The following is a 24,019-nucleotide window of genomic DNA, read 5'->3' on the forward strand; positions in this document are numbered from 1 at the left end:
CGGGCTCTTTTCTTGTGCAGACCTGGGTATTTTTCAGCAGTCAGGAACCGGTTATAAATAAGAAACCCACCAGGCCCTGCTGGTTGATTTGTAGCGTGCGTACCAGCGGCAGGGAAAATAAAGCACACCAACGAGCAGCAGCCAGACCCCATACGCCCGTCCTAAATTCGGGTTATAGTCGGTGGGCCACTCGTTGGGATTCGTAAAGGAAAGATTGATGCCCCTGCCGAATGCTACGTACGTCCAGACGTAGGACGCCAGACTGATCACGGCCAGGTGCACGATAAAATAGAAGAAGGGAACCCGCCCATAAGTGCTGAAAAACCGCTGAACGCCCGCTGACAGGTTGTTGACAAACACCAGTAACAGGCTGGCGGTACCGAGCGTGAGACTCAGAAATAAAAGCGATGGGGGAGATTTGGTGACGTTAAGAAAGGAAAGAAACGTGTAGAGGCTGCCCCGTTCCTGAACGCTCCAGGGAGCCGGGTCACCGTAGAAATTTAAAAACCGTACTACGATAAAAAGGGCCAGGGCTGAAAAACCGCTCTTCAGCAACAGCTGATTTCTCGTTTGGGGGGTACCACTAAACCAGGGACCGATCGCATACCCCAAAAGCATGACGCCCACCCAGGGAACAATCGTATAGGCGACCAGAATGGGCGGGTTACGGATGAAAAAAGGTGGATGATGCAGCAGGGCCAGCAGCGTATCGGTCGAAGTATCCTTCACCAGCGGAAGCGCATTGTGCCCGACAATCAGGAGGAGTGAAAAGGCCAGTTGAAGCCCGCGGGGAAGCCAGATCAGGGCTGCGAGCAGCATCATGGAGCAGCCAATGGCCCAGATGACTTCCAACAGGGTGAGTTGGTAGCCCTGCGTCAGGATAAAACTGATGAGCAACACTTCTACGGCAATCAGCCAGAGCCCGCGCGTCAGGAGAAACACACTGGTTTTTTTGAGATCGCCCATTTTTCGGTAATAAAGAAAAATGCTGATTCCGGAGAGAAAAACGAAGGTTGGCGCACACATATGCGTCACCCAGCGCGTGAAAAACAGAAACACCGACGCCTGGGTGACGTCGGTGGCGCGATAGGAGGTGTAACTAAAAAAATCACGAACGTGATCCAGGGCCATAATAATCATGATCAGCCCCCTCACGCTGTCGATGGACTGTAGACGGTGACTGCCTTCGGAGGTTGCCGTTAAGTTGGACATGGATCAGCCGGGAGAATCAATGAGGTTGTACCGGAACGTTCCTGCTTCGTGACGGTTTTTACCGCCGGACCAGAAATTGATAAATCGTTTCTACGCCTTTCCGGTTGATTTGTCCGGGCGTCCAGCGGGGCATCAATGCGCCAATTCGGGCCAGCTCTTTTTTCAGGGCTGGATCGTTATGGGAAGCGGGAACCAGGCTGATTACCTTGCCTTCGCCGTCGATGGTGGCGGTTAACCAGGTCTTTCTGCCAAGCTTAACGGGCGTTTCAGCCTCTCCGATGCTTTCCAGAATAAAATCCACCAGTTTATCCTCCCCGCCGGGAAACGCGGGGGGCGACTGCGTTTCAATCGAAACGGGCCCGGTAGTATTATAGGTAATAATTGGTTTGCCGCCATTCAGGCCGGACTGAGCCATTACATCAGCGGATGCGATCACCGCAAAAATGCCTCCGATCAGCGCGAGGCAGCGAAAAAAAGGATGGTTCATCGTCGTTTTTTTCTTCGAAGATGTAAAAAAGGCTGGCAAAGTTGCACCCTGCTCATAAATATAAGGATTATCTTTACGGAACCTCTGATCCGCTGAACTCGGGCTCAAAAAACGATTCCTGAAACGAACCGGGTGAACTTTATTCTCCGGCGATAATCAGTTATCCGTCTGGAATTTAAGTTAAATTAGTGTTATCATGCAGGGAAAAAGTGCGCAATTCCTTAATAATTAAAAGCGTGTTTAAACTAATAAATAGACCGAATTTTGTAAAGCGCATTTCAAATTACGTAAACGGATTTAGGAAATTCAGGGTATGAACTCATCTTACAGCACCTATTCCGACGAAAACATCCTGACGTTAATCAGCGAAAACAACGACGAATCGGCGTTTGCGGAGCTTTATAATCGCTATTTCCGGCTTTTATTTAACTATTCATTCAGTAAGTTAAATGATCGGTTTGCCGCTCAGGAAATTGTTCAGGAATTGTTTGTCACGATCTGGCAGCAACGCCATCGGAGTGCGGTGCACTGCTGCCGTTCCTTTTTGTTTTCCAGTACCAAAAATCTGATCATTTCGCATTACCGCAAAGAATATACCCGCCGGTTTCATTACACGCAATGGGAAGTACAAACCGGGGATTCCACGGAATTGACGGATCAGCAAATCCTGACTTCCGATCTGCAGGATCGCTACGAAAAAGGGCTTTTTCAATTGCCCCCCAAATGCAAAGAGGTATTTATGCTGAGCCGGAAAGGCCACTCCAACCGGGAGATTGCGCTGCAATTGGGCATTTCTGAAAAAACCGTTGAACAGCACATTACCAAAGCCCTCCGGGTATTGAAGGAATACCTGAAAGAACATTTCGCCTACGCCTTCCTGCTGATTTCCTTTTTCTGACCCCAAACCGCATCTTACTAAACAGAAAGGCCCCGATTCGAAAACCGGGGCCTTTTGAACGACGAAGCTATTGTGCTTAAGGAGTCACTACGTATTCATAGCTGACTTTGCCGGGCAGCATGACATTGGCTTCTACGTCGAATTGCGTGTAATTCACGACATAGCCGTTCGAGTTGAGCGTATAATGCAGGATTTTCTCATCAATAACCTGGTTCGTATACATGCTTTTAAACGAATACCGGCGCAAAAGGTGCTTATTCATCTTTCCAAAAATGTTCAGTAAGTTACCCTGCGTACTCAGTCCGTAATATTCGTGGATGGGATCCTGGTCTACCTGACGCGCAACACCGGGTAATTCGTAGCTGTACGTATTTTCGGCTGTTTTGACGTTGCTGGCGTTGTACACTTCCACCCGAATCAAGTCGCCGTTGGTATCGTAAAAGAATAGTTTACGGTCATTGGGCGTATTTTTCAGGTTGATCCGAGTCAGTTTATTGGTGGCATCGTACGTGTATGCGTGGATGGCGGTTAAGGTCGTGTTAACGCCCTGATCGTCATAGGAATACAGGTACGATTCAACCGCATTTCCTTTGTCATTCAGCAAAAAGACCTGTTTTTGCGTCCGCTTCTGATCCTTGCGCAAGGTAGCACTCACCCAGTTGGGGCCGTATTCGAACTCCGAATGCTGATCCGACGGTTTGATCAGTTTCCAGAGTTTACCGCCCCGGTAATACGTCAGCGTTTGGGCGTCGAGCCTGGTCAGAAAATACGGTTTAGCGGCATCGGTCGGCACCCAATCCGGATTGGGTGCCGAATGCTCGGTTGCCGGGGCGTCCGGAGTAATCTCCTGATTTTCGCAGGCAAATAGTCCGGGGAGAAGACACAAGGTTACCGCAGTTAGTTTGGCCAGAGAGTTCATTATTCGTTGTTGTTTTCAATTGAGCAGGACAAAGGTAAAGGCTACTTGGTGGCGAAATGGCCGGAGTCGATAACTGGCGGTTTTGAGTTTATAAGTGACGAAAAAACCGGTCAACAAGGAGAAAAGCGGATCCCGGTAATTTTTTTTCAAACCGACTAAGGGTTTCCCCTTCGGCGCGCGACTTCGGAGTTGTAACCTTCCTGAACATGCCGCCAACGCCCATTTCACCGCATTTATTAGATAAATACCTCCGGGATCAATGCACCGATCAGGAAAAGGAACTGGTGGAAGCCTGGTATGCCTCCCTGAACGGCAAGTCGGATTTTCTGGGTTCGTTGCCCGAATCGGAACAGCAGCAATTGCAACAGGAAACGTTCGAAACAATTCGGAGCCAGCTTCATCCTGACGAAAAACCGCTGGTGAAAGCCCTGCCCTTGGGTCGGATTGTCTGGCTGGCTGCGGCTTCTCTGCTGCTGGTAATTGGCGTCTATGGCTTCTTCCGCTACACCGCCCGGCAGCCAGCCTCCATTGTTGCGCAGATGGAGGAAAAAGGACCTGACGCCATTATGCATTTTGTGAACCACAAAGCACGTCCGGTGATGCACAAACTGCCGGATGGCAGTTCGGTCTGGATGCATTCGGAAGCGTCGATTTCGTATCCGAAAGAATTTGATCCGGACAAACGGCTGGTGGTTTTTTCAGGGGAAGGTTTTTTTACCGTTACGAAGGATAAATCCCGGCCGTTTTCGATTCAGAGCGGGGAAATGAAGATTAAAGTGTTGGGCACCAGCTTCAACGTAAAAGCGCCGGCCACGCAGAACGTATTCCAGATTTCGGTCGTAACGGGTCGGGTGGAGGTAAGCGCCCCGGACCGGGAGCAGAAGGAACAACTGGTGATCCTGAAACCGCAGCAGCAGGCTTTCTTCGAAATCGACTCCAAACGCCTGGTGTCGTCGGCGGTTCCGAGTCAGCTTAAAAAAGAGATTTACGAGCCGGTGACGATTGTGTTCGAGAATGCCCCGCTCGATCAGGTTGCGAAGAAACTGGAGAAACGGTTCAACATCCAGATCCGGTTTTCGAATCCGAACATTGCCAATTGCCTTGTCAATGCGGATTTTGAACAGCAGCCGTTGCCTTTCATCATGGAAATGCTCTGTACCGCACTGGATGCGACCTACACCCTGTCCGGGAAGGTCATGACGCTGAACGGATTGCCTTGTGAACCCGAATAACGCGCTCGTAATGAATGATTTCCAACGATAAATCTTTTCTATGAACGATTTCTACTCGCTTCCACCCTAAGCCAAAAAACCGGGCATGTGCCACCACGCCCGGTTCGAACTAAGGCTCCCTTCGCATCGTGCCACCGAACGAAAGGAACATTCATCCAACAGCGCTTAACTATCAGACAATCAAAATTATGCAAAATTCTATCCTAAACCAGTCGGTTGACTGGCGAAAAATCATGCGTATCGGATTACTTCAATGGATACTTGCCTTGCTTCTGACCGGCATCAGCTACGGTCGGGAGATTGCGGCACAGTCGATCCTGAGTAAGGATATGACGCTTCATCTCACCAATGTTACGCTCAAGGAGGCACTGGACCAGATTCAGGAAAAAGCCAATACAAAGTTCGTTTACAGCAGCCGGGTTTCGCTCCGGGAGTCGGTTTCCATTGATGTAAAACACCAGAAACTGTCCAGCGTACTGGATCAGTTGCTCATGCCCCGGGGCATTACGTACAAGGTAATCAACGAACAGATTGTACTGGCACGCGAAAAACCCAATAAACTGGAGTCGCAGCTTCCGGTTCTGGAAGAGAAAGTACAGGAATACATTGCCCGCCAGGAACTCCGGCTCAAAGGAACCGTTCGGGCTTCCGATGGGCAGCAGGAAGCACTCGCCGGGGTAACGGTGGTGCTGAAAGGGACTACGAAGGGAACGACCACCGATGGGAAAGGGAATTACGAACTCTCGGTCCCGAATTCGTCGGCGGTGTTGATTTTTAGTTTTGTGGGGTATGTCCCGCAGGAAATTCCGGTAGGCAATCGTTCCGTGGTGAATGTGACGCTGGTTTCGGACAATAAAACGCTGGAAGAACTGGTCGTGGTGGGTTACGGAACGCAGAAGAAAGTGAATCTGACCGGTGCGGTTTCGCAGGTACAGGCCAAAGACCTTGAAAACCGCCCCCTCAATAACATGACCCAGATTTTGCAGGGCATGATTCCCAACCTGAACATTACGTTCAGCACCGGCCAGCCGGGGCAGGGCGGGAACCTGAACGTACGCGGGGAAACCTCGATCAACGGCGGTGGTCCGCTGGTGCTGATCGACGGGATTCCGGGCGACATCAACCGCATCAACCCAGCCGACGTCGAATCGGTGTCGGTCTTGAAAGATGCGGCTGCTTCGGCCATTTACGGTGCGCGGGGTGCGTTCGGGGTGATTCTGGTAACGACCAAAACCGCCAAGAATGGCAAAACCAGTATCGCCTACAGTAACAACTTCGGCTGGTCGACGCCAACTGTCAGCACCAAGTTCCTGACGAACGGTTACGACTACGTCAAGATGAACGACGAAGCGTTTATTCGGGCGACCGGCAACAGTTATACGCGGTATTCGGAGGAAGATTACAAGGAACTGGAAGCGCGTCGCTACGACAAAACCGAAAATCCGGCCCGGCCCTGGACGGTCGTTAAAAACGTCAACGGCAAGGATATTTACAACTATTACGGCAACTACGACTGGTGGAAGACACTGTTCAACACGACCGAACCGTCGCGGCAGCATAACCTGAACCTGTCCGGCGGAACCGATAAAGTCAATTATTTCCTATCGGGTTCGATTTTCGAGAAAAACGGAATCATGCGGCTCAACACGGACAAGTTTACGTCGTACACACTCCGCAGCAAGATCAACGCCCAATTGACGCCCTGGCTGAAGGTGAGCAACAACACGCAGTATTTTGATTCGAAATATACGTATCCCGGTCTGGAAGGCGGAGCCAACGCCAATTTCGTCGCCATTACGGTGCACGCGTTACCGGCTTACGCCCCGCTCAATCCGGACGGAACGGCTACCTACAACACGCTGAAAAACAACTACTCCATCGGCGACGGTTTGTTTGCCAACCTGCTGAAAGGCGTTGCGGGCGGCAAGAAAGGCGTGCACGAACTGACCACGATCAACTCGGTCACGATCGACTTTACCAAAACCTGGAATCTGGTGGCTAACCACTCGTATTCATTTTACATCGCCGACGACTGGTACCGCTCAGCCGTTGCGCAGTATTCGATTCAGCCGGGCATTCTAACCACGGTTCCGAACTACAACGTCGATCAATTGCGGAAAACCATGTGGTTCGATCCGGTGAACGTGACCAACCTGTATTCTTCCTACAATCATACATTCGGCAAACATTATATGTCGGCCACGGCGGGGATGAACTACGAATCGAAGAAGCACCAGCGGTTATTCGGAGCTCGGAAAAACCTGCTGTCGGAAAGCCTGAACGACCTGAACCTTGGAACCGGTGAGCAACTTTCGGGGGGCGATTCGTACCAGTATTCGCTGTTCGGGGCGTTTTTTCGGGTAAATTACGATTACGTCGGCAAATACCTGCTGGAAGTCAACGGGCGGTATGACGGCACCTCCCGGTTTGGCGAAGGTCGGCGGTACGGTTTTTTTCCGTCTGTGTCGGCAGGCTGGCGGATCAGCGAAGAGTCCTTCTTCGAACCGTTGCGCAATGCGGTGAATAACCTGAAAATCCGGGCGTCGTACGGAACGCTGGGCAACCAGCTGCCGTCGAACACCGCTTCGGCCAGTTTTTATCCGTACATTTCGATCATGCCGACGGCGCAGTCGAGCTGGATTAATAACGGGCAAAAACTGTATTACGTCAATAACCCGAACCCGATTTCGCCGGATTTGACCTGGGAAAAAGCCACGACCTCGAACCTCGGGATCGATGCGGATTTCCTGAAAAACCGCCTGAATCTGTCGTTCGACGCCTACATCCGGAATACCACCGACATGCTGGTGCCGGGTCAGGTGCTGCCGGCGGTTTACGGAGCCGGGGTTCCAACCAAAAACGCCGGGGACCTGCAAACCAAAGGGTTTGAACTGGCGCTGGCCTGGCGCGATCAATTTAAGGTAGCTGGAAAACCGTTTGCCTACAATGCCTCGTTCGTGTTGTCCGACTCGAAGTCGGTGATTACCAAATACGACAATCCGAACAAGATTCTGACGAGTTTCTACGAAGGCCAGACCATCGGCGACATCTGGGGCTATTCGATCGAGGGGGTTTTTAAAACCAACGAAGAAGCGCAGGCGTATAAAGTTGACCAGACGATTGTTAATAAACAGCGGCTGAGCGCCCCCGGCGACTGGAGCAAACTGCAGGCCGGTGACCTGAAGTTCATCGACCTGGACGGCAACGGCAAAATCGATCAGGGTGCCAACACTCTGGCCGACCACGGCGATCAGAAAATCATTGGGAACAACCGGGCGCGGTACCGGTATGGCATCAACCTCGGTGCTTCCTGGAACGGTTTTGACGTGTCGGTATTGGGGCAGGGCATTATGCGGAAAAACTGGTATCCGGGTAACAACGCCGATAAATTCTGGGGACCTTACTCGCGTCCGTATTATTCGTTCATTCCCGAAAACTTTGCCGACGACATCTGGACGCCCGAAAATCCGGATGCGTACTTCCCGGTTTTGCGCGGGTATACGGCCCTCAACGGCGGTGGTGACCTGAACGCGCCCAATGATCGGTACATTCAGAACGTCGGTTATTTCCGGGTGAAAAACGTGGTCATCGGTTACACATTCCCGGAAACACTGACCAAAAAGATTCGGATTCCGCGGGCGCGGATTTACGTCAGTGGCGAAAATGTCCTGACGTTCACCCCCTTACGGTCCGACTACATCGATCCAGAGCAATTTGATGGTGACGCCACCAATGGACGCACGTATCCGCTGTCCAAAACCATTTCGGCGGGCCTAAACGTCACGTTCTAAACCGATTCTCATTCGTATTCCCATGAAAAAAATCATAAGTCTTATTGCCATCACATTCGGTCTGGTCTCGTGTGACCTCGACCTGGTGCCGCAGGACGCCATTTCGCCGGAAACCTTTTTCAATACCGAAAACGACCTGTTGCTGTATACGAACTCGTTCTACAATGCCCTGCCTTCGGCCGAGGATGTGTATAACGAAGACGTGGATAACGTCGTCAAAAACAGCCTGCGCGACGAGCTGCAGGGAACGCGCGTGGTTCCGACCAGCGGGGGCGGCTGGAGTTGGAACAATCTTCGGAATATCAACTACTTTCTGGCCAATTCGGGGAAATGCCCCGACAAAAAAGCGGTGGCCAAGTACAACGGACTCGCCCGGTTTTTCCGCGCTTACTTCTACTTCGGGATGGTGAAGCGGTTCGGCGATGTGCCCTGGTATTCCAAAACCATCGAAGTGCTGGATCAGGAATTGCTGACAAAACCGCGCGACTCGCGGGCGATGGTGATGGATTCGGTCATGGCCGACATCGACTACGCCATCGCCAACCTCGACAATTCGCGCCAGCTCAATTCGGTGACCAAATGGACGGCGCTCGCGCTGAAATCCCGCATGGCCTTGTACGAAGGAACATTTCGGAAGTATCATCCCGAGTTCAGTCTGCCCAATGCCGATAAGTTTCTGGATGCCTGTATTTTGGCGTCGGAGGATTTGATGAAAAACAGCGGTTATTCGATCTACAAAGCCACGCCCACGACCGCTTACCTGAAGCTGTTTTCGGCGGACAATGCCATTCCCGACGAGGTGATTCTGGCGCGCGATTTCAGCGACGAATTGCAGGTGTATCATAACCTCAATTACTACACCATGACGGCGTCGTACGGAAAACCGGGTCTGGAGAAAAAGCTGGTGAACAGCTACCTGATGGCCGACGGTACCCGGTTTACAGACATCAAGGGCTACGACACCATGCAGTTTGCGGAGGAAGTCCAGAACCGGGACCCGAGGCTGGCGCAAACGATTCGGACGCCGGGCTATACGCGGATTGGCGAAAATACCCCGCTGGTTCCGGAATTTGGCGCAACCGTGACGGGGTATCAGTTGATCAAATTCGTTTCGGCGCCGAAGTGGGATACGTTCAGCAAGGACATTACGGATATGCCGGTTTTCCGGTACGCCGAAGTGCTGCTGAACTACGCCGAAGCCAAAGCCGAACGCGGAACGCTGACGCAGGCCGATCTGGATATTTCGACTAAACTGACCCGCGACCGCGTGGGTATGCCGAACATCAATCTGGCGGCTGCCAACGCCAATCCCGATCCGTATCAGGCGCAGCAGTACACCCAACTGAAAGGCACCAATACCGGAGTGATTCTGGAAATCCGGCGCGAACGGCGGATCGAGCTGGTAATGGAAAACTTCTTCCGCTGGGACGATCTGATTCGCTGGAAAGAAGGCCAACTTTTGACCAAAACGTTTAAAGGGATGTATTTCCCCGGACCGGGCAGTTATGACCTCGACAAAAACGGAAAACCCGATCTGGTGATTTACGAAGGCACCAAACCGACCGTCGCGGGCGCGCAATTGCTGAAGCTCGGCAGCGAAATCTTGCTGGAAAATGGTGCTAAAGGCGGCAACATTGTGGTCAACGGGCACATTACCAAGAAATTCAACGAAGCCCGCGATTACCTGTACCCAATTCCGAAACAGGAACGGCTGCTGAATACCAACCTGACGCAGAACCCGAACTGGGAGTAAATTTGATAGGAACACGGACCCAACGGATGAAACGGATCAGAACGGATTTTTATCTGTGTTCATCTGTTGGGTCCGTGTTCCTATCCATTTCTTAAACACCTTAACTATGCTCAAAGACAGACGTTCGTTTCTTGAAAAAATGTCGCAGATTGGGGCGCTCAGTTTGCTCCCGGTTTCTACTACGCTGGCAAATTCCGCCGGACAGGCCGAGGAAAAAAACCGCTTTATTGCCGGACCTTATCTGCAAAATATCGGTACGTATGAAGTAACAATCATGTGGATAACCAACAAGAACTCATTTAGCTGGGTCGAATACGGTGCCGGAGCCTACACCAGCAAACGGGAGGTCGGTTACAACAACGGCCTGATCGAAGCCAATAACCGCATCAATAAAATTACGCTGACGGGCCTGAAACCGGGTACCGACCACAAATACAAGATCGTTTCCACCGAAGTGCTGGGCTACAAAGGTTCGAAGGTTGAGTTTGGCGAAACCATCAGCAGTCCGCTATACGGTTTTAAAACCCCGGCGGAGAATGAGGAAGAATTCAAAATGGTGGTTTTCAACGATATCCACGACCGGCCGCAGATCATTCCGCAACTGCTTTACCGCCACGGCTATACAGGCAATAAGCGTGATTTTGATTTTGTCGTTTTCAACGGCGACTGTTTCGACTGGGTGACGGAGGAACAGCAGATGATCGATCACCTGATCAAACCGGCGGTCGATATTTTTGCCACCGAGTTTCCGTTCATTCTGACGCAGGGCAACCACGAATGCCGGGGCAGTTTTTCCCGGCACATTCCGGCCTATTATGCCTATCCCGACAACAAATATTACTACGCCTTTACGCGCGGGCCGGTGCGGTTTGTGGTGCTGGATTCCGGCGAAGACAAGACCGACGACAGCGTGGAATACGGCGGTTTGTCGGCCTTCGACCGCTACCGCGAAACCCAGAAAAAGTGGCTGGAGAAAGAAATCGAAAGCGCCGAATTCAAGAAAGCGCCGTTCCGAATCGTCCTGATTCATATTTCACCTTACCATTCCGGCGACTGGCACGGCCCGATGCATTGCCAGGAAATGTTCGGGCCGTTGTTGAATAAAGCCAAAATTGATCTTCAACTTTCGGGGCATACGCATCGTTACGGTACCCACGACCCCAATGCCGACCACAATTATCCGATCGTGATTGGCGGTGGCCCGCTGGAAGGAAACCGCACCCTGATTAAACTTCACGCAACCAGCAAAACACTGGATTTGAAAATGATCCGGGACGATGGCGAGGTCGTGGGCAAATACACCATTCCGAAAAAAGCGCGAACGTAGTCTATTCAATAATCAGACAATAGACAAGAGACTAATTTTTTGATTATCAATCATTAACCACACATCTGTTCTCTTTATTCTCTTGTCTATTCTCTCACCTCTAGTAATATGAAACAGTTGTTTACAGTATTTCTTCTTTTGATTTCCGTCCATTCCTTCGCGAACCTGGGTGAAGGCGTTTCGGAAAACCGCCCGACTAAAAAGGCCAAAACGCTGACGGTGATGACCTACAACATTCACCACTGCAACCCGCCGTCGGCCGGAACAAAAATCGATGTGGAAGCCATCGCCCGCGTGATCAGAAAAGAAAAACCGGACCTGGTGGCTTTGCAGGAGGTGGATGTTAATACGGAACGGTCGGGAAAAGGGTTGAATCAGGCCCGCGAACTGGCCCGGCTGACCGGAATGCATTTCTTTTTCTCCAAAGCCATCGACCACCAGGGCGGGGATTACGGCGTGGCGGTTTTGTCCCGGTTTCCGATTCTGGATTCAACCCGGTTTTCGCTGCCGGTCGATCCGGAAATTAAGGGCGAACCCCGCACGTTTGCGGGCGTGACGGTAGAAATTTCAAAAGGGAAGAAAATTATTTTTGGCTGTACGCACCTCGATTTGAAAGAACCCAACCGGGTTTCGCAATCCGAGCTGATTGTCAAACACTTTGAAAATTCGGATCTGCCGGTAATTCTGGGGGGCGATTTCAACGCCTTGTCCGACAGCCGGGTGATTCAGTATCTCGATCAGCATTTCGTCCGAAGCTGCCAGACGTGTGCGCCCACCATTCCGGTCGAAAAGCCCAACCGTGCCATTGATTTCATCCTATACAAACCGGGGGAAACTTTTAAAACGCTGTCCACCAACGTAATCGACGAACAATATGCGTCGGATCATCTGCCGGTGGTGGTGAAATTGCAGGTAAAATGAAAAACCGCTCCGGAAAAGCTGACGGAAAGGTCATAGGATTCGTTGGGATTGTGCTAATTTGCTCATTCAATATTCCTAACTCCTGATGACTTCTTCCCGACGTAAATTCCTGCAACAATCTTCCCAAATCGCCACCGGCCTTGGTTTGTCGACGGCACTTCCTGCCGACCTGCTGACGGCTCCGTCCAAAACCGCTCCGAACGATGAGGTGGTGGTGGGACTGATCGGTTGCAACAACATGGGCTGGCACGACCTGACCTCCATGCTCAAACATCCGGGTGTTCGCTGTGCGGCTCTGTGCGATGTCGATAGTAACGTGCTGAACAAACGCGCGGCCGAGCTGGAAAAATCGTCGGGTAAAAAGCCGGTTTTATACAGTGATTTTCGCAAGCTGCTGGAAAACAAGGACATTGATGCCGTGATCATCGGCACGCCCGATCACTGGCACTGCCTGATGACGGTGTATGCCTGTCAGGCCGGGAAGGATGTGTACGTGGAAAAACCGCTGGCCAATTCCATCGAGGAATGCAACCTGATGGTAGAATCCGCCCGGAAACACAACCGGATTGTACAGGTAGGGCAGTGGCAACGCAGTGGTCAGCACTGGAATGCGGCCCTGGATTTTGTGCGCTCGGGTAAAATTGGTCGCATTCGCTCGGTACGAACCTGGGCTTTTATGCCCTACGGAAAAACGTTTCCGGTGAAGCCCGACGAACCCGTTCCGGCGGGTGTCGATTACGACATGTGGCTGGGCCCGGCCCCGAAACGCCCGTTCAATCCGAATCGGTTTCACGGCAGTTTTCGCTATTTCTGGGATTATGCAGGTGGTTTGATGACCGACTGGGGCGCCCACATGATCGACATGGCGCTGTCGGGAATGAATGTCAGTGCGCCGAAATCCGTGGTGGCACTGGGCGGCAAATACGGTTTTCCCGATCACGCCAGCGAAACGCCCGACACGATGCAGGTGGTGTACGACTACGGCAATTTTACGCTGCTCTGGGAGCAATCGCTCGGTACGGGACGCGGCCCGTTCGACCGCGAACACGGCGTGGCCTTTATCGGTAATCTGGGAACCGTCGTGATCGACCGGTCTAAATGGGAGCTTTTCCCGGAGGCAGATGCCGGTAATTACCTGGTTCCGGCTCAGCCGCCCAAATTCGGCAACGGCAAGGATCTGGACAACCATACGCTCAATTTCGTCACCTGCGTCCGAAACCGGCAGAAACCCAATTGCTCCGTCGAAATCGGGCGGGATGTGGCCCTGCACGCGCATCTGGGTAACATTGCCTACCGATCCGGCCAAAAACTTTTCTGGGATGCTGAAGCGAATAAAATTGTCAATAGTGAAAAGGCCAACGAGTTGGTAAAAGCACACTACCGCAGTAACTGGCCGGTTCCCAAAGTGTAAGTCCTTCCTTGAATCATTTTTGCGGCCGCTAATAGTGACTTTCGGGCGCAAAAATCTTCTAAAGTAGTATGTTTGTACAATAAATGACATCAGGCACACCAAAAATAGCCTATGAAAACGACTACGAGACTGACTGGAATACTTCGAAGCGTTACGGTAATCCTGGGTTGCGGTTTACTGGGAGCAAATGGGGCGATGGCGCAATGCACGGAAAAAAACAGCAAGGACCAGACCGTTGATTTTCGTCTCACCTATGATAAAGCCAACCAACGCATTACGGCCTGGTACGTGCCTTCCATATCGAGCACTCACCGGCTCATAACGGGTCAGTTCAGTATCATAACTCCCAATGGATTTACCGCACCCGAAGCCGGTTCCGGTCGAGATTCGAAGTTTGAAATTACCAATATCAACGGTTCCTGGGAGGATTTTGTGTTTGATAATGAGTTGATTATGTCAAAAGCCATATCACCCGTGGCTTCGATAGAAGGCTTTGCCGTACATCAGGTCGGTATGGCTCCGCAAGCAGTGGAAATCGGTGCCGTAACGGCGGGAGTACCGGTGGCGTTGTTTTCCTTTCCTTCAACGGAGCAGGAGGGAGTTGTTCGGATTGCCGAAACCGGTGAAAAAATCCAGAAAGACATCCTGAGCCGGTTTGGCAGTAACATCAGCAATGAAATGTCGATCCAGTCGCCGGTAAAAGCCTTCGTCCGGGCCGAAGAGCGGTATTGCAAGAACGATGTTCAGAGCAAGATTGAGTTTAAAAAACCGGTATTGATCGACCCCAGCGCAACCGGAACGACCAAAGCCACTTTGGGGGTACAGGTGGTAGGGGTAGCCGGAGTCGATGATCTGTTGGGATCGGAACAACTGGTCGTGACGCCAAACCCGGCATCCGTCGAACTAACCGTACTTTACCAACTGCTCACTGCCGGAAATGCGGGGATCGATCTGGTCGATGGGCAGGGGCGGATCATTCAGACCTTAGTGGCTCGCAAACACCACAACATTGGCAAATACCATCTGAAAGTAACGCTGCAGGATGTGGCTGCGGGCATGTATTTCTGTTCATTGAAAGGCGAAAATGTACAGAAAGCCGTAAAAGTAATCATCGCTAAGTAGTCAAGTTTTGTGGGTAATGGAAAGCCGGGAACGATGTGTTTCCGGCTTTTTTGTGCTTTGTACAAACCGGAGACTAACAGTTTGTGCAGAAAATTTCTGCATTTGGTGATTGGTGTAAGCACCATTCTCCCTGCTTAGAACCTCCCTTTGGGATGTGGGGTCGTTTGCCCGTTGGTGTCCGTTACGGGACGGTTCTTGTCCGTAAGTGGACACTGAAAAATATCGAAACCGCTTAATTTAAGTCTGTAAAGGCAATCTTGGGATTTGGCAAAAGATTTGTACGATAAAATAGAGACTAATACCTGAACCCCATGCGTCGTACCTATTTAGGAGAATTTGAAGAGGTAGTTTTGCTGATGGTTGCCATCCTGGACGGTGAAGCCTACGGCGTCACGGTCAGTCAGGCGCTCGAAGAACACACGGGCCGACTCGTTACGTTTGGCACCGTTCACAATACCCTGATCCGGCTGGAAGAAAAAGGTTTTGTCAGTTCTGAACTCGGGGGCGCCACCGCCGACCGGGGTGGACGGCGCAAACGGCTGTTTAAGGTAACGGCTTTGGGCAGCCGGGCGTTGCAGGACATTCAGGAACTGCGCAGCCATCTCTGGCAATTGGTGCCACCAAACGCGCTAAAAATAAGCGGTTTATGAACGCGCCGGAGAACCGCCCTGAAAAACCGGTTCAGCCCCCCCGCTGGGCCCGCTGGCTCCTGACCCGCCTGCATCCGGCCGAAACGCTGGAAGAAGTCGAGGGCGATCTGGATGAATTGTATACGTATTGGTACCGGCGGGCGGGGAAAACGCAGGCCACGTTGCGGTATTTGCTGAACGTCGTGTCGGTTTTGCCGCCTTTTGTACGAAAAAGACACACCCAAAAAGACCATAGCCCACTCTCAAATCGTCATCCGGATATGCTACGTAATTATTTCAAAGTTGCCTGGCGGAATATAATCCGCCAAAAAACGTATTCCATACTGAATATTGCCGGGCTTTCCATTGCGATGGCATCGAGTATTCTCATCCTTTTGTGGGTGCAGAACGAGTTAAGCTATGACCGTTTCCATCGGAATAGTGAGCAGCTGTATCGGCTTATCTGTAGTGCGGGTGATTTTAGAGCAGCCGTCAGTCCCGCAGGAATGGGCAGCGGTTTGCAGGCAGAAATGCCCGAAATAGAAGCATCGCTACGATTGAGTAAATCCTCAACACATCTTTTTGAAGCGGGCGGAAATAAATTTGAAGAGAAGCGAGTGTTTTTTGCTGACTCAAATTTCCTGCAATTCTTTTCTTTCGATTTGTTACAGGGAAATGCTAAAACCGCTATGCGCGATCCGGGTGGTATATTATTAACGGAAGAAATGGCGGAGAAATATTATGGTACAGAACCGGCTTTAGGAAAAATCATCCGTATCAATAATAAAGAGAATTTTATCGTTGCCGGTATTCTGGCCACTAGTCCTTCTAATTCTCATCTGCAGTTTGACTTTATTATCCCAATGGCGGCTCTCGCAAAATCCAATTATGACCTGAGGAATAATGTCTGGGATCGGTTTAATTTTTACACGTATCTGCAATTCAATAAAAACAGTTCTTCAGTAGATATTCAGAATCATATTCCGCGTATTCAGCAAATTTATAAGCGCCATAATTCCGATGGAAAAATTGATTTTCAATTACAACCGTTAACCAGCATTCATTTGCATTCCGATTTGCAAATAGATGTACCGGGTCACGGCAATATCCAATATGTAAATATCTTTTTCATCGTTGCCTTATTTATCATTGCGGTGGGTTGCATCAACTTTATGAATCTTTCTACGGCCCATTCGGCCCGAAGGACAAAGGAAGTTGGGATGCGAAAAGTAGTGGGAGCAACCCGTTTTCAACTTGTTGGACAATTTTTGAGTGAAGCACTGATCGTTTCTTTTATCTCGTTATTGATCGCTGTTGGAGTTGTCTACCTGTTTATGCCTGTGTTTAATACATTAACTGAAAAAAAACTAGCGGTTCATTTACAGGATGGAGATTTATTGATAAAGCTGGTTGGTATTGCGTTCATAACGGGGATCATTTCCGGCAGTTATCCGGCCTTATTTCTTTCCGGGTTTAGGCCGGTCAGCGTATTAAAAGGGAAATTTACGTTTGCGGGCGGCAGCCTTTTATTTCGGAATGGGTTGGTTATTGCCCAGTTTGTGGTAGCTATCGTGTTATTGATTGGTACGGCAGTTGTCTATAACCAAATGAACTTTATTAAAAATAAAAACCTCGGTTTTGAGAAGTCGAATCTTTTATATACGCCCATGACGGGTGATTTATGGAGTAAGCTAGCCGTATATAAAGACGCATTACGACAAAATCCGTTGACCAGTAATTTCTCCGTTATCTCAGAATTGCCAGCCGCGCTTATTTCGGGTACAATCGATGTCGAATGGGAAGGGCGGGACCCGAACTCGCAAGTTGTAATCCCCTCAATCGACGTCGATGAAAATTTTATCGATGTTTTTAAAATGAAAATCCTGACCGGTCGTAGCTTTTCTGCTGCATTTAAAGGCGATAGTTCCAATTACATGATCAATGAAAAAGCGATGCAGGTGATGGGAATGAATGCGGGTAATGCGGTGGGAAAACGCATTTCGTTTGGCGGGACAAAGGGAACGATTATCGGCGTTGTAAAGGACTTTAATTTCAAATCACTGCAATACGTCATTGAGCCATTGGTATTGCGTCTGAACAAATGGGGTGGTTTGGTGATGGTGCGGACACAACCGGATAATACGGAAGCAACGATAAAAGTATTGGAAGGAATCAATCAGGAACTCAATCCGGCCTACCCGTTTACCTATCATTTTTTTGATAAAAACCTCGACGATCTGTACCGCAGCGAACAACAAATGGGACGCATTTTTAATTTGTTTGCCGCACTTGCCATCTTCATTTCCTGCCTTGGTTTGTATGGTTTATCCGCGTTTATGGCCGAACAGCGGACCAAGGAAATTGGTGTACGGAAAGTGTTGGGGGCATCCGTGACCGGCGTCGTGGCTTTGTTGTCAAAAGACTTTCTGAGATTGGTGCTGATTGCGATTGTCATTGCCTCCCCCATTGCCTGGTATACGATGAATCGCTGGTTGCAGAGTTTTGCCTACAAGATCGACATCCAGTGGTGGTTGTTTGTGTTGGCCAGTTTACTGACCATCAGCATTGCGATGCTAACGGTTAGTTATCAAAGCATCAAAGCCGCTTTAATGAATCCGGTGAAGTCACTGCGAAGCGAATGAGCAATGAACCGCGCGGGCGGTTCCGAAAGGTGGACGTCGGCCGCGCCTGTTCATTATTCATTTTTAAAATATGAAACCATCCAACCACCCTCATCCGCCCCGCTGGGCGCATCGCCTGCTGACCCGCCTGCACCCGGCCGAAACGCTGGAGGAAGTCGAGGGCGATCTGGACGAATTGTATGCGTACTGGTATCGGCGGGCCGGGCAAAAAACGGCGACCTGGCAGTATGTCCGCAATGTGCTGTCGGTGTTGCCGCCGTTCGTGCGCCGTCGTTCCCACGAAGAAGAATATTACCAACAATTATCACCCCTGCACCCGATTATGATCCGCAATTATCTCAAAATAGCTTTTCGCAACCTTTGGAAAAATAAGGTTTTTTCAGGGGTGAATCTCAGTGGGCTGGTGGTTGGCATTACGGCTTGCCTGATGATTTTGCAATATGTTAGTTTCGAGCTGAGTTTTGACCAGTTTCAAACGGACATCGACCGGATTTACCGCGTAACGAACGATCGGTTTCAGAAAGGGAAGCTCATCCAGCACGGCACCATTACGTACCCGACCATCGGCAAAACGATGGCGAAAGATTACCCGGAAATAGAAGGCTACACGACCATTGTAGGCGCGGGGCGAATGAAGCTACGGCGGGACAAATCGCTTTTCCCGGAAGAAAGCAGCTTTTACGTGGATGAACATTTCCTGAGCTTTTTCACCTTTCCGCTGGTGGTGGGCGACCCGAAAACGGCGATGAAAGCCCCGAACAGTCTGGTACTGACGGAAAGCAATGCCCAACGAATTTTTGGTGTTCAGCCGAAAGACTACGCCAGCCTGCTTGGACAATCGCTGTACATCGATCTGGACACGGAACCGTACCGGATTACGGGCATTATGAAAGACGTTCCGGCGGCTTCACACCTGCAATTCGGGGTACTGGTTTCGTACGAAACGCTGGTTAGAACCTGGGGCAACTGGGTGAAAGACAGCTGGGAAGGGTCGGATATGTGGCATTATCTAAAGCTTAAACCGGAGGCCGATGCCGTTGCGCTGGAACAAAAGTTTCCGGCCTTCAGCGAGCGGTATTTTAACGGGGATAAGGTGTCAGGGAGCGTTGAAAAATTTTATCTGCAACCCCTGCGGAAAGCGCATCTTTTCTCCGATTATGAGTACGAAATCGGGGTGGTCAACAGCGGTAAGGCGGTTTGGACGATGCTGATCATTGCGGTTTTTATTCTGCTCATTGCCTGGATCAATTACATCAACCTGGCTACTGCGCGCTCGATGGAACGGGCCAAAGAAGTCGGCGTCCGGAAAGTAGCCGGAGCTACCTCGGGGCAACTGATCGGGCAGTTTTTATCCGAATCGGTTTTGCTCAATTTGTTCGCGCTGATTCTCGCCCTGTTCTTAACGGTTATGCTGCAACCTGTTTTAAATCAGATCGTTGATAAGCCCTTGTCGCTTGCCTTATTGACCGGTCAGGGCTATGGCGGCAGCCTGATGGCGTTGATGCTGGTGGGTACCTTTGCGCTTGGGATTTTCCTGTCCGGTTTTTATCCGGCCTTTGCGCTCTCGGCTTTCCAGGCCATTCAGGTGCTGAAAGGCAGTTTCAAGCGGTCGGCGAAGGGTGTTTGGGTGCGCAAATCGCTGGTGGTTTTTCAGTATACGGCTTCCGTTGTCCTGATTATCGGAACGTTTATCGTCTTCCGGCAGCTTGAGTTCATGCGAAAAGAAAACCTGGGTTTCAACATGGAACAAATGCTGGTCATTTCCGGCCCCGACCTGACCCGCTGGGACTCGACCGCCATCGACCGGATCAACAGTTTCAAAGCCGAGGTAAAAAAACGGGCTGCCGTCAAATCTGCAACGGCCTCGGTCAACCTGTTTGGAAACCGCCTTCCCCGCACCTTTAACGTGAAACGCGTGGGTTCGAACGAAGCCAAAGGGGTAACCGTCAGTCGGATGGCGGTCGATCTGGATTTTTTTGATACCTACCGGATCAAGCTGCTGGCGGGCCGGAACTTCCTCACGACCGACTCCAATCCGGATGGCCGGAAGGTGGTGAATACGGTCGTCAATCTGTCGACGGTCCGGTTACTGGGTTTTCCAACAGCTACTTCGGCGGTGGGTCAGAAGTTCACTTTATTTGGTCAGGAAAAAGAAATCGTGGGCGTGGTTAGTGATTTCCACCAGCAATCGTTGCGGCACCCGATTGAGCCGATTGTTTTCCAGCCGTTTTATACCAATGGCGGTTTTTATTCCTTCAAAATTGAGACCAGCAATCTGGAAAAAACGATTGATCAGATCCGGGAAGATTACGAGGCATTTTTTCCGGGCAACAACTTCTCGTATTTCTTTATGGATGAGCGGTTTGATCAACAATACCGTGATGATCAGGTGTTTGGTAAAATCACCACCTTCTTCTCTTTTCTGGCGGTTTTGATCGCGTCGCTGGGGTTATTCGGGCTGTCGTCGTACACGATTGCGCAGCGAGCCAAAGAGATTGGCGTTCGGAAAGTACTGGGGGCGTCCGTGGGTAGCATCGTCGCCCTGTTGTCGAAAGACTTCCTGAAACTCGTGCTGGTGGCGATTGTCGTTGCCTCGCCGATTGCCTGGTATGCCGTGTCGCAGTGGCTGGATGATTTTGCCTACAAGATTGACATTTCCTGGTGGATTTTTGCCGTAGCCGGGGTGCTGGCGGTGAGCATTGCCCTCGTAACGGTCAGTTTCCAGAGCATCAAAGCTGCGTTGATGAATCCGGTGAAAACGTTGCGTTCCGAATGAAGAATGAAGAGTTAACGCGTCAGCAACCGCGCGGGCGGCCAACTCTTCACTCATAACTCTTCATTCTTAACTAAAAACCGATGGCAACTGAAACTCAAAAACCGAATCGTCGGACCGCCCCCCGCTGGGCGCGCTGGCTCCTGATCCGGCTACATCCGAGCGAAACGCTGGAAGAAGTCGAGGGTGATCTGGAGGAATTGTACGCGTATTGGTATCGGCGGGCCGGAAAAACGCAGGCGGTTTTGCGGTATTTGCTCAGTGTGGTGTCGGTGTTGCCGCCGTTCGTGCGCCGTCGCCGACAAACCGGTTCCGATTTTCAACGTTCTAATGTTCACCCCGATATGATCCGGAATTATTTCAGAATCGCGTTGCGTCACCTGGTCAAGAACAAAGTCTATTCGTTCATCAACATCGGCGGCCTGGCACTCGGAATGGCGTGCTGTCTGATGATTGCCCTGTATGTGTACGACGAGTTGAGCTACGACCGGTTCAACGCCAACTACGACCACATTTATCGATTGGTCGAAAAGCAGAAACAGCCGGAAGGTATTTTTGACGTGGCCATGACGCCCGGACCGCTGGCCGGTACGATCGCCAGGGATTTTCCGGAAGTGGAACGGGTATGCCGCATGGGACGGTGGAGCGGACTGCTAAGCCACGGAAACCAGGCGGTCGAATCGAACCAGATGCAGGTGGTTGATCCCAGCTTTTTTGAGGTATTCAGTTATCCCCTTCTGCTGGGCAGTCCCAATGCGGTTTTTCGCGGGCCCGATGAGGTCATTCTGAGCGAAGCCACGGCCGTGCGGTTTTTTGGGGCAAACTGGCGGCAGCAAAATATTCTGGGTAAATCGTTCAAACTCAATAACGACCAAACGCTCATGCTGGTCGGTGTTGCCCAAAATCCACCGGTTCAGTCGCACATTGAATTTGAGATACTTATGCCCTTCAAGTGGCTCGAACGTTACGACGAATGGAGCATGAAATGGAACAGCAACAGCTACCACACCTATGTTCAGCTAAAACCGGATGATTCAGGTGCCCCCGTCGACCCGACGGCCTTTGCGGATAAAGTACGCAGTCAACTCAAACGCTACGATTCGGGCAACGAAACGCCCCTGTTGCTGCAACCCCTGTCGGAAATTTACCTGTACTCAGACTTTGCGTTCGAAACCGATTATGGCCGACGCAGCGACATTGCCTACATTCGCATTTTCGTTACGGTGGGGCTGATTGTGCTGCTGATTGCGGTTATCAACTTCATCAATTTGGCCACCGCGCGGGCGTCGCAACGGGCCAAAGAGGTGGGCGTTCGGAAAAGCGTGGGCGCACAACGGACGAGCCTGATTACGCAGTTTTTGGGCGAAGCTACCTTAATGACCGTGCTGTCCATGCTGTTGTCCGTGCTGCTGGCTGAAGCCCTGCTTCCGTTATTCAACAACCTGGCCGGCAAAAGTCTGCATATTCCGTACCAACTTACGGCGTTCTGGCTCACGATCAGTGGTTTAACTGCCGTGGTGAGTTTACTCGCAGGGCTTTATCCGGCCTTTTTTCTATCGTCATTCCGGCCAATCAGTGTATTGAAAACCGGAGTGGTGGGGCATTTTTCCAGTATACAGACGGGACGGGGTTTTCGGCAATCGCTGGTGGTGGGGCAATTCGTGTTATCAATTACGCTGGCAATCAGTACGGTCATTATTTACCGGCAACTTTCTTTCCTTCAAACGGCCAAATTGGGATTTGATCAATCCCAGTTGCTCTACGTCCGACTTAAAGGCGACATGCGGGGCAAAGCGCAGCAGTTCAAAACCGGCGTTGAACAATTGCCGGGTGTCGCGCAGGCATCCGTTGCCACGAGCAATCTGGTCAACATGAACAACAGCACCCTCATCGAATGGGAAGGGCAGGCACCCAAAGATGAGTTTTTAATTACGCAAATCAACGTCGATGCCGATTTTATCAAAACCGCCGGGATGTCGCTGGCGGCCGGTCGAAATTTTTCGACTCAGATCACTTCCGATACGCTGTCGAAACGGGGTGCCTACATGATCAACGAAACAGCGGCTAAACGGATGGGCTGGACGCCCGCCCGTGCGCTGGGAAAACGGGTGAAATTCTGGGGGACCGAGGGCCAGATCATTGGTGTGCTGAAAGACTTTCATTTCCGGCCGTTACACGTTGCCATACAGCCTTTTATATTGCGGTTTCGCCCGAAGGAATTCTATTTTAATCTGCTGGTGAAAACCAAACCCGGTTTGGTGGCGCGTACGCTGGCCGGGGTAGCAAACGAGTACAAGAAAATGAAAACCGATTACCCACTCAGCTACGGTTTTGTGGACCAGGATCTGGACGCACAGTACCAGTCGGAACAACGCATTGGCCGGATTATTCTCTGCTTTGCCATCCTGACGATTCTGGTGTCCTGCCTCGGCCTGTTTGGCCTGACCGCGTTCACCGCCGAACAACGGACCAAAGAAATCGGCATTCGGAAAGTGCTGGGCGCGTCGGTTGCCAGTATCGTGACGCTGCTTTCCAGGGATTTCCTGAAACTCGTCGTTATGGCCCTGGCCATTGCCAGCCCGATTGCCTGGTACGCCATGAATCGCTGGTTGGAAAATTTCGTGTACCGAACGGATATTCAATGGTGGATTTTTGCCCTTACCGGGATGTTGGCCGTCGGCATCGCGCTGTTGACCGTCAGTTTCCAAAGCATCAAAGCCGCGCTGGCGAATCCGGTGAAGACGCTGCGGAGCGAGTGAAATGGCGTTGGGCAGCGGGGGAACTCTATTCTACCCCTTTGCTTTTACCTCTCTGCCCATGCCCTCTGAAAAAAATTGAATTTGGTACAGAATTAACAGTATTTGGCACAAGATTAACAATTGGTCTGAAAAGAGAGCCGGAA

The 24,019-nt window shown here is 51.0% G+C and carries 15 protein-coding genes; 12 read left to right on the top strand and 3 right to left on the bottom strand.

Annotated elements, in window-relative coordinates:
• Window positions 1–51 precede the first annotated feature (51 nt).
• Both EHT25_RS14090 and EHT25_RS14095 read right to left on the bottom strand, forming a co-directional pair.
• On the bottom strand, window positions 52–1,212 hold the full coding sequence (locus tag EHT25_RS14090; protein WP_124875493.1) for an acetyltransferase domain-containing protein: 1,161 nt from the start codon (window positions 1,210–1,212) through the stop codon (window positions 52–54).
• A gap of 58 nt (window positions 1,213–1,270) precedes the next feature.
• Window positions 1,271–1,699 carry a hypothetical protein gene (locus EHT25_RS14095; RefSeq protein ID WP_124875495.1) on the bottom strand — a complete coding sequence of 143 codons (429 nt, stop codon included), beginning with the start codon at window positions 1,697–1,699 and terminating at the stop codon, window positions 1,271–1,273.
• 313 nt (window positions 1,700–2,012) lie between these two features.
• Between EHT25_RS14095 and EHT25_RS14100 the strand changes: the two genes are divergently transcribed.
• Entirely contained in the window at window positions 2,013–2,597 is a 585-nt protein-coding gene (locus EHT25_RS14100) for an RNA polymerase sigma factor (RefSeq protein WP_124875497.1), read from the top strand.
• 76 nt (window positions 2,598–2,673) lie between these two features.
• Here the strand turns inward: EHT25_RS14100 and EHT25_RS14105 are convergent, their stop codons facing one another.
• Entirely contained in the window at window positions 2,674–3,516 is an 843-nt protein-coding gene (locus tag EHT25_RS14105; protein WP_124875499.1) for a hypothetical protein, read from the bottom strand.
• Window positions 3,517–3,722: 206 nt separating this feature from the next.
• Here EHT25_RS14105 and EHT25_RS14110 point away from each other — a divergent pair, with 206 nt between their 5' ends.
• From EHT25_RS14110 to EHT25_RS14160, 11 genes are all read left to right on the top strand, one after another.
• A complete protein-coding gene (locus EHT25_RS14110) occupies window positions 3,723–4,748 on the top strand; it encodes a FecR family protein (protein ID WP_124875501.1) in 1,026 nt (341 codons plus the stop codon).
• Between the two features lie 188 nt (window positions 4,749–4,936).
• A complete protein-coding gene (locus EHT25_RS14115; protein WP_124875503.1) occupies window positions 4,937–8,539 on the top strand; it encodes a TonB-dependent receptor in 3,603 nt (1,200 codons plus the stop codon).
• 22 nt (window positions 8,540–8,561) lie between these two features.
• The gene (locus tag EHT25_RS14120; protein WP_124875505.1) at window positions 8,562–10,292 is read left to right on the top strand and encodes a RagB/SusD family nutrient uptake outer membrane protein; all 1,731 of its coding nucleotides are present in this window, start codon (window positions 8,562–8,564) and stop codon (window positions 10,290–10,292) included.
• Between the two features lie 106 nt (window positions 10,293–10,398).
• Window positions 10,399–11,619, top strand: coding sequence for a purple acid phosphatase family protein (locus tag EHT25_RS14125; RefSeq protein ID WP_124875507.1), 1,221 nt, complete (start codon window positions 10,399–10,401; stop codon window positions 11,617–11,619).
• A 108-nt stretch (window positions 11,620–11,727) separates the two neighbouring features.
• Entirely contained in the window at window positions 11,728–12,540 is an 813-nt protein-coding gene (locus EHT25_RS14130) for an endonuclease/exonuclease/phosphatase family protein (RefSeq protein ID WP_124875509.1), read from the top strand.
• Between the two features lie 85 nt (window positions 12,541–12,625).
• On the top strand, window positions 12,626–13,951 hold the full coding sequence (locus EHT25_RS14135) for a Gfo/Idh/MocA family protein (RefSeq protein WP_124875511.1): 1,326 nt from the start codon (window positions 12,626–12,628) through the stop codon (window positions 13,949–13,951).
• A gap of 111 nt (window positions 13,952–14,062) precedes the next feature.
• A complete protein-coding gene (locus EHT25_RS14140; protein WP_124875513.1) occupies window positions 14,063–15,073 on the top strand; it encodes a T9SS type A sorting domain-containing protein in 1,011 nt (336 codons plus the stop codon).
• A 311-nt stretch (window positions 15,074–15,384) separates the two neighbouring features.
• A complete protein-coding gene (locus EHT25_RS14145; RefSeq protein ID WP_124875515.1) occupies window positions 15,385–15,723 on the top strand; it encodes a PadR family transcriptional regulator in 339 nt (112 codons plus the stop codon).
• Window positions 15,720–18,344 (top strand): ABC transporter permease, encoded by a 2,625-nt coding sequence (locus EHT25_RS14150; protein ID WP_221622275.1) that lies wholly within the window; start codon window positions 15,720–15,722, stop codon window positions 18,342–18,344. The genes EHT25_RS14145 and EHT25_RS14150 overlap by 4 nt, the downstream gene beginning before the upstream one ends.
• Before the next feature lie 70 nt (window positions 18,345–18,414).
• Complete coding sequence (locus EHT25_RS14155) at window positions 18,415–21,120, top strand: ABC transporter permease (protein WP_221622276.1); 2,706 nt, start codon at window positions 18,415–18,417, stop codon at window positions 21,118–21,120.
• Between the two features lie 80 nt (window positions 21,121–21,200).
• Window positions 21,201–23,876, top strand: a complete 2,676-nt coding sequence (locus tag EHT25_RS14160) for an ABC transporter permease (RefSeq protein WP_221622277.1) — start codon at window positions 21,201–21,203, stop codon at window positions 23,874–23,876.
• Window positions 23,877–24,019 lie beyond the last annotated feature (143 nt).

Source organism: Larkinella rosea, from assembly GCF_003858635.1.
In the GTDB taxonomy this organism is placed as follows: Bacteria; Bacteroidota; Bacteroidia; order Cytophagales; family Spirosomataceae; genus Larkinella; species Larkinella rosea.

Bases quoted from the DNA above. Each gene is read 5' to 3' on its own strand.
- EHT25_RS14090 (WP_124875493.1), bottom strand. From the start codon at position 1,212: ATGTCCAACTTAACGGCAACCTCCGAAGGCAGTCACCGTCTACAGTCC.
- EHT25_RS14095 (WP_124875495.1), bottom strand. From the start codon at position 1,699: ATGAACCATCCTTTTTTTCGCTGCCTCGCGCTGATCGGAGGCATTTTT.
- EHT25_RS14100 (WP_124875497.1), top strand. From the start codon at position 2,013: ATGAACTCATCTTACAGCACCTATTCCGACGAAAACATCCTGACGTTA.
- EHT25_RS14105 (WP_124875499.1), bottom strand. From the start codon at position 3,516: ATGAACTCTCTGGCCAAACTAACTGCGGTAACCTTGTGTCTTCTCCCC.
- EHT25_RS14110 (WP_124875501.1), top strand. From the start codon at position 3,723: ATGCCGCCAACGCCCATTTCACCGCATTTATTAGATAAATACCTCCGG.
- EHT25_RS14115 (WP_124875503.1), top strand. From the start codon at position 4,937: ATGCAAAATTCTATCCTAAACCAGTCGGTTGACTGGCGAAAAATCATG.
- EHT25_RS14120 (WP_124875505.1), top strand. From the start codon at position 8,562: ATGAAAAAAATCATAAGTCTTATTGCCATCACATTCGGTCTGGTCTCG.
- EHT25_RS14125 (WP_124875507.1), top strand. From the start codon at position 10,399: ATGCTCAAAGACAGACGTTCGTTTCTTGAAAAAATGTCGCAGATTGGG.
- EHT25_RS14130 (WP_124875509.1), top strand. From the start codon at position 11,728: ATGAAACAGTTGTTTACAGTATTTCTTCTTTTGATTTCCGTCCATTCC.
- EHT25_RS14135 (WP_124875511.1), top strand. From the start codon at position 12,626: ATGACTTCTTCCCGACGTAAATTCCTGCAACAATCTTCCCAAATCGCC.
- EHT25_RS14140 (WP_124875513.1), top strand. From the start codon at position 14,063: ATGAAAACGACTACGAGACTGACTGGAATACTTCGAAGCGTTACGGTA.
- EHT25_RS14145 (WP_124875515.1), top strand. From the start codon at position 15,385: ATGCGTCGTACCTATTTAGGAGAATTTGAAGAGGTAGTTTTGCTGATG.
- EHT25_RS14150 (WP_221622275.1), top strand. From the start codon at position 15,720: ATGAACGCGCCGGAGAACCGCCCTGAAAAACCGGTTCAGCCCCCCCGC.
- EHT25_RS14155 (WP_221622276.1), top strand. From the start codon at position 18,415: ATGAAACCATCCAACCACCCTCATCCGCCCCGCTGGGCGCATCGCCTG.
- EHT25_RS14160 (WP_221622277.1), top strand. From the start codon at position 21,201: ATGGCAACTGAAACTCAAAAACCGAATCGTCGGACCGCCCCCCGCTGG.